The organism is Streptomyces sp. CB09001 (assembly GCF_003369795.1).
Classification (GTDB): Bacteria; Actinomycetota; Actinomycetes; order Streptomycetales; family Streptomycetaceae; genus Streptomyces.
Map to the genome: position 1 here is coordinate 6278518 of NZ_CP026730.1, position 15487 is coordinate 6294004.

Genomic DNA, 15487 nt, shown 5'->3' on the forward strand with positions numbered 1-15487 from the left:
GACGGGCCTTCCACAGTCGCTCCTTCGACGGTCGGGAAATCCCCAGCACCGTCCCCCGTCGGACGCGGCCCGCCCACCCCAGCACGACGTGTCCGAAGAGCCCTGCCCTTGGCCCCCTCGAAAGAGCACGGTACGCGTCCCCGGCCGCCCGCCCTTCCCGCCAGCCCTTCAGGGCTGTCGGTGTCCTCGTCCGCGCGTGAGCCTGGCCGGGACTCGCATGCCCGCGAGCCCGCAGCCGCAGGCGACGCTCCGCTCGCGGCCGAGCGGGTGGCCCGGGCGCCGTCCCGCATCGTCATCCGGAGGACCCAGTGCACCCGACCAGCAACGGCAACGCCGGCACGCGCTCCCTCGACCGCGGCACCCTGCTCGCCCTCTCACCGGCCGACCGGATGCGGGACATCAGCGCCTACCTGCGGGACTGCCACCGCCGGATCACCGGCCGGGAGGCACCCGCCGACCTCGACACCTCCGTGTTCCTGGAATCCCTCCAGGCCACCGAACTGCAGATCACGATCGAGGCCGAGCTGAACGTGTCCGTCCCGCTCACCGAACTCGTCGCCATGCCCAGTCTCCGCGCCCTCGCCGAGGCCGTCGACCAGGCCCTCGTCTCCGCCTCCGAGGCACCTCTCGCCGAGACCGAGAGGGAGCTGACTTTGCGTCCGGATGTGGCGGGGTGGGGTGAGCCGTTCGGGCTGACGGATGTGCAGCATGCGTATTGGCTGGGGCGGTCGGGGTTGTTCGAGTTGGGTGATGTGTCGACGCATGTGTATCTGGAGTTGGAGTCGTCGGATTTTGATCCGGTGCGTGCGTCGGTGGTGTTGGGGCGTTTGGTGGCGCGGCATGGAATGTTGCGTGGGGTGGTGCGGGGTGATGGTCGTCAGCAGGTGTTGGGTGATGTGGGGGTGGTGGAGGTTGGTTTCGAGGATGTGAGTGGTTTGTCGGTGGGGGAGGTGGAGGGGGCGTTGGCTGCGGTGCGGGGGCGGTTGTCGCATGAGGTGCGGCCGGCGGGGGAGTGGCCGTTGTTCGAGGTGTGTGCGTTGCGTTTGCCGGGTGGGGTGACGCGGGTGCATGTGAGTGTGGACATGTTGGTGGCGGATGCGGCGTCGGTGCGGATTCTGTTGTCGGAGTGGGGGGAGTTGTATGCGGATCCGGAGTGTGTGTTGCCGCCGATCGATGTGTCGTTCCGGGACTATGTCCTGGCTGTGGGGGCCGCGGGGGAGGACGAGGGGGCTCGGGAGTACTGGCTGTCGCGGTTGGACACCCTGCCGGCCGCACCCGAACTGCCCACCGTGTCGCGGGCACCGGGCGGCCCGACCCGGTTCGTACGGCGGACGCACCAGCTCTCGGACGACCGCTGGCGGTCGCTGAAGCGGGCGGCGCAGGCGCGGGGTGTGACGCCGTCGGCGTTGCTGTGCGCGGCGTACGCGGAGGCGCTGGCGTTGTGGGCGAAGGAGCCGCGGTTCACGCTGAACGTGACGATCGGCGACCGGCTGCCGCTGCACCCGCACGTCGACCGGCTGATCGGCGACTTCACCAACCTCGTCCTGCTCGAGGTGGACACGGAGTCCGCCGACACCTTCGTCGGCCGTGCCGGGAACGTGCAGCGCCGCCTGTGGGAGGACCTCGAACACCGCGGCTACGGCGGCGTCCTGCTGCTGCGGGACCTCGCCCGGCGGCACGGCCCCGAGCGGGCCGCCATGCCCGTCGTCTTCACCAGCGTCCTCGGCCGCTGCATGCCGGGCGGCTCGCCCGCCGACCCGCTGCCCGGCCTGGGCCACGTGGTGTCTGCCGTGTCGCAGACACCGCAGGTCCACCTGGACTGCCAGGTGGTGGAGGTCGCCGACGGGCTCTCGGTGAGCTGGGACGCGGTGGAGGCCTTGTTCCCCGAAGGCGTCCTGGACGAGGCGTTCGCGGGTTTCGTGGCCCTGGTGGAGAGCCTCGCGGATGGCGAGGACGTCTGGGAGGCGGCGTGTCCGGTGGAGGTGCCGGCGGAGCACGCGGCGGTGGTGGCGGCGGTGAACGCGACGGAGCGGAAGCTGCCCGAGGGGCTGCTGCACGAGCCGTTCTTCGAGCGGGCCGCGCTCGCGCCCGACGCACCGGCGGTGATCTGGTCGTCGGGGCGAATGTCCTATGGGGAGTTGGCGCGGCACGCGGGCCGGGTGGCGGACCGGCTGGGGGAGTTGGGGGTGCGGCCGGGTGAGCGGGTCGTGGTGTCGATGCGGAAGGGCTGGGAACAGGTCGCGGCCGTGCTGGGTGTGTTGCGGGCGGGTGGTGTGTATGTGCCCGTGGACCCGACGTTGCCCGCGGAGCGGGTCGGTTATCTGGTGGAGCACACCGAGGCGCGGGTGGTGTTGACTCAGCCGGGGCTGGTGGAGGGGCCGTGGCCGTCGGGTGTTCCGGTGGTCGGGGTGGACGACACCGATGCCGAGCCGCGCGGCCACAGCGGTGAGCGGGCGGTCACGGATCTGGCGTATGTGATCTTCACGTCGGGTTCGACGGGTGTGCCGAAGGGGGTGATGATCGACCACCGGGGGGCGCGGAACACGCTGGAGGACATCAACGAGCGGGTCGGACTGGGGGCCCGGGACCGGGTGCTGGCGGTGTCGAGCCTGAGTTTCGACCTGTCGGTGTGGGACGTGTTCGGCACTCTGGCGGCGGGCGCGGCCCTGGTGATTCCCGACGCCGGGTCCGACCGTGATCCGGGGCACTGGAGCGAGCTGGCCGACCAGCACGGCGTGACCGTCTGGAACTCGGTTCCGGCCCTGTTCGAGCTGTTCACCGAGTACCGGGCACGGGTGGAGCCGCGGGAGGGCCTGCGTTGCGCGATGTTGTCGGGTGACTGGATTCCCTTGTCGTTGCCGGAGCGGGCGTGGGGGGTGTTCCCGGGGGTCCGGCTGTTGAGTCTGGGTGGGGCGACGGAGGCGTCGGTGTGGTCGATCCACCATCCGATCGCGGAAGTGGACCCGGAGTGGTCGAGCATCCCGTACGGGACGGCGTTGGCGAACCAGTCGGTGCATGTGCTGGACGGCCGGATGCGGACCCGGCCGGCGTATGCGACCGGTGGGATCTACATCGGTGGCGTGGGGACGGCGTTGGGGTACTGGAAGGACGCGGAGAAGTCCGGGCGTTCCTTCGTGGTGCATCCGCGGAGCGGGGAGCGGTTGTACCGGACGGGGGACCTGGGGCGGTTCTGGCCGGACGGGACGATCGAGTTTTTGGGGCGGGAGGACCAGCAGGTCAAGATCAACGGGTATCGCATCGAGCTGGGCGAGATCGACGCGGCGCTGACCGCACACCCCCGCGTCGATGGCGCGGTCACGATCACCGACAGTGTGGGGCAGGGCGGGAAGCGGCTGGTGTCCTACGTGACGCTCGACGCGGACGTCGAGATCGAGGAGCTGCGGGAGTGGCTGCGGTCGAAGATCCCCGCCTACATGGTGCCGCCGGTCGTGGTGGTGCTGGACGAGATCCCGCTCAGCGGCAACGGCAAGGTCGACCGCAAGGCGCTTCCGGCGCCGGACCGGGGTGACTCGGCGGCCGTCTACACTCCGCCGGCGAGCCCTGTCGAGCACGCGCTGGTGGAGGTGTGGACGGAACTGCTCAACCCGTCCCAGCCGCTGTCGACCGGCGCCAACCTCTTCGAACTCGGCGCCGACTCCCTGCTCGCCCTGCGCGCCACCGCCGCGGCCGACCGGCACGGCCTGCGCCTCCAGCTCGCCGACGTCTTCACCCACCCCACCATCACCCAGCAGGCCCTCGTCGTGCAGGCCGCCAAAGCGGTGGAGACCACCCGCATCGAGCCCGATGTGGCGGGGTGGGGTGAGCCGTTCGGGCTGACGGATGTGCAGCATGCGTATTGGCTGGGGCGGTCGGGGTTGTTCGAGTTGGGTGATGTGTCGACGCATGTGTATCTGGAGTTGGAGTCGTCGGATTTTGATCCGGTGCGTGCGTCGGTGGTGTTGGGGCGTTTGGTGGCGCGGCATGGGATGTTGCGTGGGGTGGTGCGGGGTGATGGTCGTCAGCAGGTGTTGGGTGATGTGGGGGTGGTGGAGGTTGGTTTTGAGGATGTGAGTGGTTTGTCGGTGGGGGAGGTGGAGGGGGCGTTGGCTGCGGTGCGGGGGCGGTTGTCGCATGAGGTGCGGCCGGCGGGGGAGTGGCCGTTGTTCGAGGTGTGTGCGTTGCGTTTGCCGGGTGGGGTGACGCGGGTGCATGTGAGTGTGGACATGTTGGTGGCGGATGCGGCGTCGGTGCGGATTCTGTTGTCGGAGTGGGGGGAGTTGTATGCGGATCCGGAGTGTGTGTTGCCGCCGATCGATGTGTCGTTCCGGGACTATGTCCTGGCGGTGGGGGCCGCGGGGGAGGACGAGGGGGCTCGGGAGTACTGGCTGTCGCGGTTGGACACCCTGCCGGCCGCACCCGAGCTACCGGTCCTCGCACCCCGTCCCGGCGAGCCGACGCGGTTCGTACGCCGCACGCACACCGTGTCCCGTGAACGCTGGACCCGGCTCAAGGACCGTGCGCAGGCGCGGGGTGTGACGCCGTCGGCGTTGCTGTGCGCGGCGTACGCGGAGGCGCTGGCGTTGTGGGCGAAGGAGCCGCGGTTCACGCTGAACGTGACGATCGGCGACCGGCTGCCGCTGCACCCGCACGTCGACCGGCTGATCGGCGACTTCACCAACCTCGTCCTCCTGGAGGCGGACACCGCTGCCGACGGCTCGTTCGCGGACCGTGCGGAGGCTCTCCAGCGGCAGCTCTTCCGGGACATGGAGCACCGGGCCTTCGGCGGCATCCGGGTGATCCGCGAGCTGGCGCGGGTGCACGGGCCCGCCCGCGCTTCGATGCCCGTCGTGTTCACGAGCGTCCTCGGCCACGACATGCCGGGCGGTGACGACGGAGTGCTCCCCGGCCTGGGCAGGCTCCTCGGTGGCGTTTCCCAGACGCCGCAGGTCCACCTCGACTGCCAGGTCCTGGAGATCGCCGGGGAACTCATGATCAGCTGGGACGCGGTGGAGGCGCTGTTCCCGGAGGGTGTGCTGGACGCGGCCTTCGACGCGTACGCGCGCCTTGCCGAGGCCCTCGCGGATGGCGAGGACGTCTGGGAGGCGGCGTGTCCGGTGGAGGTGCCGGCGGAGCACGCGGCGGTGGTGGCGGCGGTGAACGCGACGGAGCGGAAGCTGCCCGAGGGGCTGCTGCACGAGCCGTTCTTCGAGCGGGCCGCGCTCGCGCCCGACGCACCGGCGGTGATCTGGTCCTCCGGCCGGCTGACGTACGGCGAGCTGGCCGGACGTGCCTGCCGAGTCGCCGAGCAACTGGGGGAGTTGGGGGTGCGGCCGGGTGAGCGGGTCGTGGTGTCGATGCGGAAGGGCTGGGAACAGGTCGCCGCGGTCCTCGGCGTGTTGCGGGCGGGTGGTGTGTATGTGCCCGTGGACCCGACGTTGCCCGCGGAGCGGGTCGGTTATCTGGTGGAGCACACCGAGGCGCGGGTGGTGTTGACTCAGCCGGGGCTGGTGGAGGGGCCGTGGCCGTCGGGTGTACCGGTGGTCGGGGTGGACGACACCGATGCCGAGCCGCGCGGCCACATGGGCCGGCGTACTCCGGCAGACCTGGCGTACGTGATCTTCACGTCGGGTTCGACGGGTGTGCCGAAGGGGGTGATGATCGACCACCGGGGGGCGCGGAACACGCTGGAGGACATCAACGAGCGGGTCGGACTGGGGGCCCGGGACCGGGTGCTGGCGGTGTCGAGCCTGAGTTTCGACCTGTCGGTGTGGGACGTGTTCGGCACTCTGGCGGCGGGTGCGGCCCTGGTGATTCCGGATGCCGGGTCGGACCGTGATCCGGGGCACTGGAGCGAGCTGGCCGACCAGCACGGCGTGACCGTCTGGAACTCGGTTCCGGCCCTGTTCGAGCTGTTCACCGAGTACCGCGCGGCTACCGAACCGCACGCGGGGCTGCGCTGCGCCCTCCTCTCCGGCGACTGGATACCGCTCTCCCTGCCGGAGCGGGCGTGGGGGGTGTTCCCGGGGGTCCGGCTGTTGAGTCTGGGTGGGGCGACGGAGGCGTCGGTGTGGTCGATCCACCATCCGATCGCGGAAGTGGACCCGGAGTGGTCGAGCATCCCGTACGGGACGGCGTTGGCGAACCAGTCGGTGCATGTGCTGGACGGCCGGATGCGGACCCGGCCGGCGTATGCGACCGGTGGGATCTACATCGGTGGCGTGGGGACGGCGTTGGGGTACTGGAAGGACGCGGAGAAGTCCGGGCGTTCCTTCGTGGTGCATCCGCGGAGCGGGGAGCGGTTGTACCGGACGGGGGACCTGGGGCGGTTCTGGCCGGACGGGACGATCGAGTTTTTGGGGCGGGAGGACCAGCAGGTCAAGATCAACGGGTATCGCATCGAGCTGGGCGAGATCGACGCGGCGCTGACCGCACACCCCCGCGTCGATGGCGCCGTCACGATCACCGACAGTGTGGGGCAGGGCGGCAAGCGGCTGGTGTCCTACGTGACGCTCGACGCGGACGTCGAGATCGAGGAGCTGCGGGAGTGGCTGCGGTCGAAGATCCCCGCCTACATGGTGCCGCCGGTCGTGGTGGTGCTGGACGAGATCCCGCTCAGCGGCAACGGCAAGGTCGACCGCAAGGCGCTTCCGGCGCCGGACCGGGGTGACTCGGCGGCCGTCTACACCCCGCCCGCGAGCCCTGTCGAGCACGCGCTGGTCGAGGTGTGGACGGAACTGCTCAACCCGTCCCAGCCGCTGTCGACCGGCGCCAACCTCTTCGAACTCGGCGCCGACTCCCTGCTCGCCCTGCGCGCCACCGCCGCGGCCGACCGGCACGGCCTGCGCCTCCAGCTCGCCGACGTCTTCACCCACCCCACCATCACCCAGCAGGCCCTGGCCGCCGACTCCGTCTCGGTCGGCGCCACGCAAGACGACCCGGTGGGGCCGGCCGGCATGACACCCTCGCAGCACTGGTTCCTCTCCCAGGACCTGCCGCGCCGCCAGCACTGGAACGACGCCTCCTTCCTGCTGGCACTGCAACGACCGCTGGACACGGCCGTCCTGGCCCGCGCCCTCGAACGCGTCCTGGGCCACCACGACGCGCTGCGGCTGCGCTTCGTCCGCGGCGCCGACGGCGGGTGGGCCGCGCGGGTGGCGCCGCACGACGGGACGGAAGAGGAACTGCCCTTCACCGTGCACGACCTGTCGCACTTGGACAGCAGGGCCCAGAAGAAGCAGAGCGTCGAGATCAGCGACCGGCTCCAGGCCAGCCTCGACCTGGGCCACGGACCCCTGCTGCGCATGGCCTACTTCGACATGGGGGACCGCCCGCACTGCGTGCTGTTCCTCGCGCACTGGCTCGCCGTCGACCACTACTCGGGCCGCATCGTCCTGGAGGACCTGCTCGGCTGCTACGCCGACCTGGAGGCCGGCGGCGAAGGACTGCTGCCACCGCGGACGACGTCGTTCCGTGCCTGGACCCGAGGGCTCGCCGAGTACGCGAACGGTGAGGAGGTGACGGCCGAGGCGGCCCACTGGGCGAGCGACGCCCGCCGGAACGCCACCCCCGTCCCGGTGGACCGAACCGAGGGCCCCAACTCGCTGGAGTCGCTGGAGAACGTCACCGTGCGAGTCGACCGCAAGGTGACCGACGCACTGGTGCACCTGCTGCCCCGGCACATCAGGGCAGACCTCTCCGAAGTACTGTGCTCGGCCGCCCTGCGCGCCCTGCACACGACGTACCCGAAGCTGGACGGCACCGCGCGGACGCTGATCGACCTGGAACGCCACGGGCGCGACCTCCCGGTGCCGGGCACCAACGTCAGCCGTACGGTGGGCCGTTTCTCCACCCTGGTCCCGGTGCTGTTCGCCTACGACCCCGCCCTGCCCGCCGACGAGGCCCTGCGCCGGACCCGGGACCAGGTCGACGCCCAGCCCGCCAGGGGCGCCGGACACGGGCTGCTGACGCACCTCTCGGTCCGGCCCGAGGCGGAGGCCGTGCGTGGACTGCCCGCCGCATCCCTCGGGGTGAACTACCTGGGCCAGGTGGACGAGGTCTTCCTGCGCAGTGATCTGCTGAGCGTGCCGCGCATGGCCTACGGCAGTCAGCGCAGCGACGTGGGGACCCGGTTCCGGCTGATCGACCTGATCGGGTTCGTGGTCGCGGGCCGGCTCAACCTGACCGTCGGATTCAGCGCCAACCGGCACTCCGCCGCCACGCGCGAGACGTTCACCGCCGCCCTCGTCGACGAACTCACCGAACTCGCCGCGTGGGTCCGCTGGTTGGAGGGCTGAGCCGCACCGGAGAAGGACGGGCCCGGCGGACGCCGCCACGTCCCCCCGGGCCCGCCTCACACGCTCAGCAGCAGGGACAGACCGCCGAGCGTGAGACCGATCATCACCACGAACAGCGGGATCTGCGGCAGGACCTTGCGTCCGGGCGGCAGCGCACCGACCGCCGAGTCATGGGCCGCGATCACACCGAAGACATGACCGGTGACGACGGCCACCACCTGGAACAGTGCGATGAACACCGCCGCGGGCACGGCGTACGCGGCGGCCTTGGCGCCGCCGTGGTGCGCCGCCGCGGGCTCCCCCGAGACGAAGAAGACGTCGACGAACCGCTGGACCTCCAGCAGCAGCACCGAGGCGTAGTGCGCCATCACGTACCCCACGGCGACCGGGACGAGGGACGGCGCCATGAGACCGCTGCGCCACGGGGCGCCGCGGGACAGGAAGCGCGCCGCGGCCTCCGACAGCCGCAGCAGGCCCAGCATCGTCAGGGCCGTCGCGAGCAGTCCCGCCGTACGCACCGGCGACTGCGGCAGCCCCTCGCTCACCGTCCGCCAGGCGCCCGTGTTGGCCAGGCTGTCGAAAGCGGTGAGCGACAGCATCACCGACACCAGGGCGGACAGTCCCGGTTCGGCACGCACACCGGCCAGCCCGTTGAAGGGGTTGCGCAGGACCAGCCGCCGGTCGCCGTCGGCCGAGCGGCCCAGCGGCGACATCGCGGCGAGCAGCGAGGAGTACACCTCGAAGGCGTCCCCGCGGGCGAACCACCGCGAGCCGAACACGGTCGCCGCGACCAGCTGCACCGCCCCGTACACCCAGAGCCACAGCAGCACGGTGGCCGTCGAGTCGCGGGCCGGGGCGGCCAGTTCGAGCCAGCCGAAGCAGAACAGGCCGATGACGGCCGGCCACACCCCGACCCGGGCCGGCAGCCGGCGCAGCCCCTCCCCGGGGGCCACCCGCGTCAGCGCGCACACCGCCTGGTGCACGGCGCGCAGGGGGTTCATCAGCCGCCAGACCGGACCCAGCAGCAGGGACGCGGGGACGAGTCCCACCCAGAACAGCACGAAGACCATGCCGAGCCCCAGTTCCGCGCCGCCGTACCCCGTCGTCAGTACGGTCAGCGTCAGCACGGCGGAGGCGAGGCCCAGCAGCCGCAGCGTACGCCGCAGCAGCGGATGGTCGACGACCGGGGACAGCGTCCCGGGCAGGGGCCGCCAGACCCGGCGCTGGTCGAACCGACGCTCCTGCCAGCGCAGTCGCAGCGCGTCGAAGGACGCGTACAGGGCGGTCGCCCCGGCGATCAGCGCGTAGGTGCGGGGAATGGGACCGGATCCGTGTCCGACCACGTGGGCGAGAGTGAGGGCTGAGACCATGCGCCCACGGTGGCCGCGCCCGCCCCGGCCGCCCAACCTCCGGGGGCCGCGCCTTCGGGCCCGGTGCGGACGATGCCCGGGGTGCCCGATCGGGCAGGCCGATGGGACCCACCGGTGTCGGATCACGCTGCTACGGCGCCCAGGTGCACCGTGGTCGTATGGAATCGACAGGCATGCGCGCGGTCGTCGGACGGAACTCCATCCCCACAGGCGCCGACCCGCTCGGCCGGCGCAGGTACCTGGCATACGCCGGGGTGGTGATCTACCTCTTCGGCCAGGCCTACGACACCTACTGGCACGCGAAGAACGTCTCCTTCGTCGTCGAACCCCCTGGTTCACTGTGGACCATCCACCTCGGGATATGGGTGGGCGCCCTGGTCACCGCGACGGCCGGTGCGACGCTGTGGCGCGTGCGGGGGTTCCGGGTGGCGGGCGGACTGCTCGCCCTCGGCGCGGCGGTCGAACTGGCCGGATACTTCCTGGACATGTGGAAGCACTCGCAGGGCACGTCCCTCGACTTCTATCATGACCTGGTGTGGTACGGATTCGGCGTGGTGGTCGTCGGCATGGTCAGGATCGAGGCCATGCGCCGCAACCTCCTCGGCCGCTCCGTCCAGCGGGACGACTCAGAGCTGTGAGGCATGATGAACCCTAGCGACGCCGACAAACTGGGCAAGGCCCTGGGGCCGCTCGGCGCCGAGCTGCTCACCGTGCTCTGGCGGAACGGCCGTGGCATGACGGTGCGCCAGGTGCTCGAGCAGGTCAATCACGGGCGGTCGGAGCCCCTCGCGTACACCACCGTCATGACGGTCCTCAACCGCCTGGTGAAACGCAACGTGCTGCGCCGCACCGCGGAAGGCCGAGGATTCGCCTACGAGGCCCTCGTGCGGGACGCGGCCGACCTCGCCGTGCGCGATGTCATCCGGGACCACGGTGTCTCCGCGGTCGCCCACTTCATCGACCAGTGCCAGGCGGAGCCGCAGTTGCGCTCGCGGCTGATGAGACTCGTCCGGGCGGACCCCGACGACACCTGACCGGCAGAACACGCAGCAAGGACACGGGGGAGTGGTGGAAGTTGGCGCGGCTTCGCAAAGCCATGTCATGGAAGTCGGCCGTCGGTGCGGGCCTCGTCATCGGGGCGCTGCTCGCGCTGGCGCTGCTGGACGTGCTGATCTACAGGCTCCTCAGAGCGTGGCGCCGAAGGCCCGACGCCGGACCGAGCAGGGGCGTCGCGGAGGTGCTCGACATCCTCGCCCTCACCGGCGGGGCGGCGGTCGCGCTGGTCATCGCGACGGTCGCGGTGACGGTGCTGGTGCGGGCGCTGGTGATCACGCGACGCGCCCTGGTGCGGATCGGCGAGCACGCCCTGCCCCCGTCGCGGCGGCTGCTCTCCGTCGCCGGTCAGGTCCTTCCTGGCAACGCTGTCAGAATCGTCCAGCTCGACGTGCGGGAGCCCCTCGCCCTCACGTACGGGCTGCTGAGACCTCTGGTGGCCGTCAGCACCGGCCTGGTGGACCGCGCGACGGACGAGGAGCTGGCGGCGGTGCTCGGGCACGAGATGCACCACGCGCGTCGCCGGCATCCGCTCGGGCGGCTCGTCGTCGAGACGGCCGCCTCCGCCCTGTGGTTCCTGCCCGTCCCGCGCATCCTGGCCCGTCACGTGCGTATGCGCCAGGAACTCTCCGCCGACCAGGCCGCCCTGACGCTGGTCGCGCCCAGCGTCGTCGCCAGCGCCCTGATGAAGTGCCTGTCCGAGAGCGGACCGGCCACCCTCGGCATCGGCATGGGCGGCGACGTGGCACTGGAGGCCAGGGTCGCCCAGCTGGAGGAGGGACCGAAGCGCTTCGCCCACTTCCTGGGCTGCTGTCACCTGCGCCGCACGGTCCTGGTGGCCGTCGCCCTGGTGGGACTGGTCCTGTACTGCTGCGTGGCGACCGTGGCCGGCGGGGTCACCGCCGTAGTGCCCTGAACCGGCACCCCGGCCCCGCCCGCGCGGGGAAAGCGGCCCCGGCGGGCGGCCCGCCGGGGCGGACGGCGGTCAGACCACCCGCGCGTCGGCGACACCCAGAACCTCGTCGATCCGGGCCAGGCCCTCCCGGGCGTCCTCCTCGCTGATGTTGCACGGCGGCGTGATGTTCAGCCGGTTGATGTACACCATCGCGTTCAGCCCACGTTTCATCAGCGCACCCATCAGCTCCGCACCCTGCGGGGTGAGGCGGTCCGGGGCGTCGAAGCCGACGTACATCTCGCGGGTCTCCTTGCTCTTGACGAGCTCCAGCGACCAGATGGCCCCGATACCGCGGGCCTCGCCGACACAGGGGTGCCGCTCGGCCATCTTCGTGAGTTCCGGCTCGAAGACCTCGCGGCCCAGTCGCGCGGCGTGCTCCACGACGCCCTCGTCGCGCATCGTGTCGATCGCCTCCACCGCCACCGCGCAGCCCAGCGGATGCCCGGAGTACGTGGAGCCGCCCGGGTACGGCGTCTTGGTGAAGGTCTCCACGATCTCGTCGCAGACGACGACCCCGGACAGCGGCACGTACCCGGAGTTGACCCCCTTGGCGAAGGTCATCAGGTCCGGGCGCACGCCCCAGTGGTCGGAGGCGAACCAGGCACCGGTACGGCCGAACCCGACCATGATCTCGTCGAAGATCAGCACGATCCCGTACCGGTCGCACAACTCCCGCACCCCCGCCAGATACCCGGCCGGCGGGACCAGAACGCCGCTGCTGGTGCCACCGACCGGCTCCAGCACCAGGGCGGCGATGGTCTGTGCCCCCTCCAGGACGATGACCTGCTCCAGGTGCTCCAGCGCCCGGGCGCACTCCTGCTCCTCGGTCTCGGCGTAGAACGCCGAGCGGTACAGGTACGGCGGGAAGAACCGCACCACGCCCGCGTTGCCGGTGTCGTTGCGCCACCGCCGGGGGTCGCCGGTGAGCTGGATCGCCGTCGGGGTGGCGCCGTGGAACGAGTGGTGGGCGGAGAGCAGCTTGTACCGCCCCGTGTGCAGCCGCGCGAGCCGCACGGCATGCTCCACCGCCTCGGCGCCGCCCGTGGTGAACAGCACCCGGTTCAAGCCCTCGGGCGCCAGCTCCGCGATCTTGCGGGCCGCCGTGGCCCGCCGTTCCTCGGCGAAGTGCGGGGCGATCACGCACAGCCGGTCGGCCTGCTCCTTCACCGCGGCGACCAGGCGCGGATGCTGGTGCCCCAGGTTCGCGTACACCAGCTGGGAGGAGAAGTCGAGGTAGCGGTTGCCGGCGTAGTCCCAGAACCACGATCCCCGGGCTCCGGCCACCGGAAGGGCCATGTGCGCGCCCTGCTGCACCCAGCCCCGGAAGAGATGTGCTCCGTCGTCGGCGACGACCGCCTGCGCGGCTTCGAGTCCGTTGCCTGTCTCGGAAGGTGTCATGGTCAGCACGGTAGGGCGGGGCCCTTCCTCCTCACAGTTCCGTTCGGGCGAGCTAATCGGCTACCTGACGCGGGTCACCGGTGCCTTGGGCAGCGGCCCCGGCGGCCGGCCGGAAACGAAAACCGGACCCGCCGGGGTGTGCCGTCATGCGCCGGTAGAGCGAGGTGCGGTACGGCCAGTTGTTGGTCAGCGTTCCGTCGGCCGTCTTGAACCAGCTCGTGCACGCTCCCGCCCACACCGTGGCGTCGCAGCCCTCGTCCACGAGGCGCTGCCAGGCCTCCAGGGCCTCCGGCGTCGCCTCCATGCCCGCGACGTCCGGGCGGGCGTCCAGCAGTTCGACGCACCCGGCGATGTGCTCCGCCTGCGCGTCCAGGGCGAGGGTCACCGAGTTGTGGCCGAGGTTGGTGTTCGGGCCGTACATCAGGAAGAGGTTCGGGAAACCGGGCACGTGCATGCCGAGGTACGCCCGTGCCCCGCCCCGCCAGACCTCGTGGAGCAGCCGTCCTCCGGGGCCGGTCACCGTCATGGGAGCCAGGAACTCCGTGGTGCGGAACCCGGTCGCGTACACGATCGTGTCCACCTCGCGGTGGGCCCCGTCGGCGGTCTCGAAGCCCTTGGCGGTGATCCGTGCGATCGGCTCCGTGACGACGTCCACGTCGGAGCGGGCCAGCGTCGGATACCAGTCCGACGACAGCACGATCCGCTTGCAGCCCAGCGCGAAGTCGGGCGTGAGCCTGGCGCGCAGCTCCGGATCGGGCACCCCCGCGCGCAGATGCCGTACGGCCATGCCGCGCAGCAGCGCACCCGCGGCCCGGTTGCCGCGCAGGGCCCGGAGCATCACCGCCTCCGAACGGCGGTACAGCAGCGAGCGGTATGCGCGATGGGCACCCGGCACGCCGCGCAGCAGCAGCGACAGCGCGGGGTGGAAACGGGCACCGGGCTTGGGCAGGACCCAGTTCGCCGAGCGCTGGACCACGTACAGCCGGCGTACCCGGCCGGCGATGGCGGGCACCACCTGAGCGGCGCTGGAGCCGGTGCCGACCACCGCCACGGACCGTCCGTCCAGCCCGTGGGCGTGGTCCCAGCGGGCGGTGTGGAAGGCGGTGCCCTCGAAGTCCTCGGCGCCGGGCAGCGCCGGCACGTGGGGGCGGTGCAACTGGCCCACGGCGGAGACCACGACGTCCGCGGCGTGGGTGCGGCCGTCCGCGGTGTGCAGGACCCAGCCGCGGGTGGCGGGATCGTGGCGCACCGCCGTGATCTCCGTGTCGTACCGCACATGCGGCAGTACCCCCTCGTCCCGGGCGCAGGTACGCAGGTACTCCAGCACCTGCGACTGCGCCGGGTAGCGCACCCGGCCGTCGCGGTAGGGGGCGAACTCGTACGAGTACAGGTGCGAGGGGATGTCGCAGCCGGCCCCGGGATAGGTGTTGTCCCGCCAGGTGCCGCCCAGGTCGGACGCCTTCTCGTACACGGTGAACGACGTGATGCCGCGCCGCCTGAGCCGCACGGCGGCCGCCAGTCCGGCGTAGCCCGCACCGATCACCGCCACTCGGGTCGACGTGTCGGGGCGCCGGGTCATGGCCGCACGGGGCCCGTCTTGCGGTACACCGCGACGTGCGCCTGACTCTCACCGGTGAACGCGCCGCCGTCCCAGTCCGCGTACCGCCGCTCCAGGGTCAGCCCGGCCAGCCGCGCCATCAGGTCCAGTTCACTGGGCCACACGTACCGGAACCGCACGGTGTGCTCCCGCTCCGCGGCCGGGTCGGCCAGGCGGTAGCGGGGGTGCATGTGCTGGTGGACCGGATCGTGGTGGACGATGCCCAGGTCCAGACGGGTACCGCCGTCGCGTGCCACCTCCATCCGCTGCCCGCTCTGACGCGCCCCCTCGAAGCGCGCCGCGTCGGGCACGAAACCCTGGAAGACGAAGGCACCGCCCTCGGGGAGCAGGTCCGCGGCGCCCGCGAGGCAGCGGATCTGGTCCTCCTGGGTGGCCAGGCTGTAAAGGGTGTTGAAGACGATGTAGACCAGGCCGAACGGGCCCCGCACGTCCGGGCGCACGAAGTCGCCGTGCACCAGCGACACCTTGTCGCTGCCGGGCTTGCCGCGCAGCCGTTCCAGCATCTCGGCGGAGGCGTCCACACCGGTGACCTCCACGCCCGGCGCAGCGGCCAGCGGCAGGGCCACCCGCCCCGTGCCCACGCCGAGTTCGAGGACCCGGGACTCCCCGGTGTCCTTGGCGACGCGCGCGGCGAGATCGGCCAGGAAGCGCACGGTGGGCTCGGTGTCGTCCTGGAGGCGGACGATCCAGTCGTCGTAGATGTCGGCCAGCTCTTGGCCGTAGCTGGTGGGGCCGTACTGCTGCTCAGTGGTCATGCTGCGGGACACCTCCGGGGCGAGAAGGGCGAGGGGCGAGAAGG

8 protein-coding genes are annotated in these 15487 nt (G+C 71.5%); 4 read left to right on the forward strand and 4 right to left on the reverse strand.

Annotation, left to right across the window (positions count from 1 at the left end):
* Positions 1-308 precede the first annotated feature (308 nt).
* Positions 309-8294 carry a non-ribosomal peptide synthetase gene (locus tag C4J65_RS29085; protein WP_115745075.1) on the forward strand — a complete coding sequence of 2662 codons (7986 nt, stop codon included), beginning with the start codon at positions 309-311 and terminating at the stop codon, positions 8292-8294.
* Positions 8295-8350: 56 nt separating this feature from the next.
* On the opposite strand, the gene C4J65_RS29090 is transcribed toward C4J65_RS29085, so the two are convergent.
* A complete protein-coding gene (locus tag C4J65_RS29090; RefSeq protein ID WP_115745076.1) occupies positions 8351-9664 on the reverse strand; it encodes a hypothetical protein in 1314 nt (437 codons plus the stop codon).
* A gap of 158 nt (positions 9665-9822) precedes the next feature.
* Between C4J65_RS29090 and C4J65_RS29095 the strand changes: the two genes are divergently transcribed.
* The 3 genes from C4J65_RS29095 to C4J65_RS29105 all read left to right on the forward strand — a co-directional run bounded on the left by C4J65_RS29095 (position 9823) and on the right by C4J65_RS29105 (position 11633).
* Positions 9823-10302 (forward strand): hypothetical protein, encoded by a 480-nt coding sequence (locus C4J65_RS29095; protein ID WP_162833404.1) that lies wholly within the window; start codon positions 9823-9825, stop codon positions 10300-10302.
* Positions 10303-10305: 3 nt separating this feature from the next.
* Entirely contained in the window at positions 10306-10698 is a 393-nt protein-coding gene (locus tag C4J65_RS29100; protein WP_275898170.1) for a BlaI/MecI/CopY family transcriptional regulator, read from the forward strand.
* Positions 10699-10760: 62 nt separating this feature from the next.
* The gene (locus C4J65_RS29105; RefSeq protein WP_115745078.1) at positions 10761-11633 is read left to right on the forward strand and encodes a M56 family metallopeptidase; all 873 of its coding nucleotides are present in this window, start codon (positions 10761-10763) and stop codon (positions 11631-11633) included.
* Positions 11634-11702: 69 nt separating this feature from the next.
* On the opposite strand, the gene C4J65_RS29110 is transcribed toward C4J65_RS29105, so the two are convergent.
* Genes C4J65_RS29110 through C4J65_RS29120 form a run of 3 tightly spaced genes read right to left on the reverse strand, consistent with a single transcriptional unit; the run spans position 11703 to position 15443 of the window.
* Entirely contained in the window at positions 11703-13070 is a 1368-nt protein-coding gene (locus C4J65_RS29110; RefSeq protein ID WP_115746679.1) for an aminotransferase class III-fold pyridoxal phosphate-dependent enzyme, read from the reverse strand.
* A gap of 52 nt (positions 13071-13122) precedes the next feature.
* Positions 13123-14649: an NAD(P)/FAD-dependent oxidoreductase gene (locus C4J65_RS29115; protein ID WP_115745079.1), complete on the reverse strand. Its 1527-nt coding sequence runs from the start codon at positions 14647-14649 to the stop codon at positions 13123-13125.
* Positions 14646-15443, reverse strand: coding sequence for a class I SAM-dependent methyltransferase (locus tag C4J65_RS29120; protein ID WP_115745080.1), 798 nt, complete (start codon positions 15441-15443; stop codon positions 14646-14648). The genes C4J65_RS29115 and C4J65_RS29120 overlap by 4 nt, the downstream gene beginning before the upstream one ends.
* Positions 15444-15487: the final 44 nt, after the last annotated feature.

Excerpts from the sequence above, each read along its gene's own strand:
- C4J65_RS29095 (WP_162833404.1), top strand. The coding sequence starts at position 9,823 with ATGGAATCGACAGGCATGCGCGCGGTCGTCGGACGGAACTCCATCCCC.
- C4J65_RS29120 (WP_115745080.1), bottom strand. The coding sequence starts at position 15,443 with ATGACCACTGAGCAGCAGTACGGCCCCACCAGCTACGGCCAAGAGCTG.
- C4J65_RS29110 (WP_115746679.1), bottom strand. The coding sequence starts at position 13,070 with ATGACACCTTCCGAGACAGGCAACGGACTCGAAGCCGCGCAGGCGGTC.
- C4J65_RS29105 (WP_115745078.1), top strand. The coding sequence starts at position 10,761 with ATGTCATGGAAGTCGGCCGTCGGTGCGGGCCTCGTCATCGGGGCGCTG.
- C4J65_RS29100 (WP_275898170.1), top strand. The coding sequence starts at position 10,306 with ATGATGAACCCTAGCGACGCCGACAAACTGGGCAAGGCCCTGGGGCCG.
- C4J65_RS29115 (WP_115745079.1), bottom strand. The coding sequence starts at position 14,649 with ATGACCCGGCGCCCCGACACGTCGACCCGAGTGGCGGTGATCGGTGCG.
- C4J65_RS29090 (WP_115745076.1), bottom strand. The coding sequence starts at position 9,664 with ATGGTCTCAGCCCTCACTCTCGCCCACGTGGTCGGACACGGATCCGGT.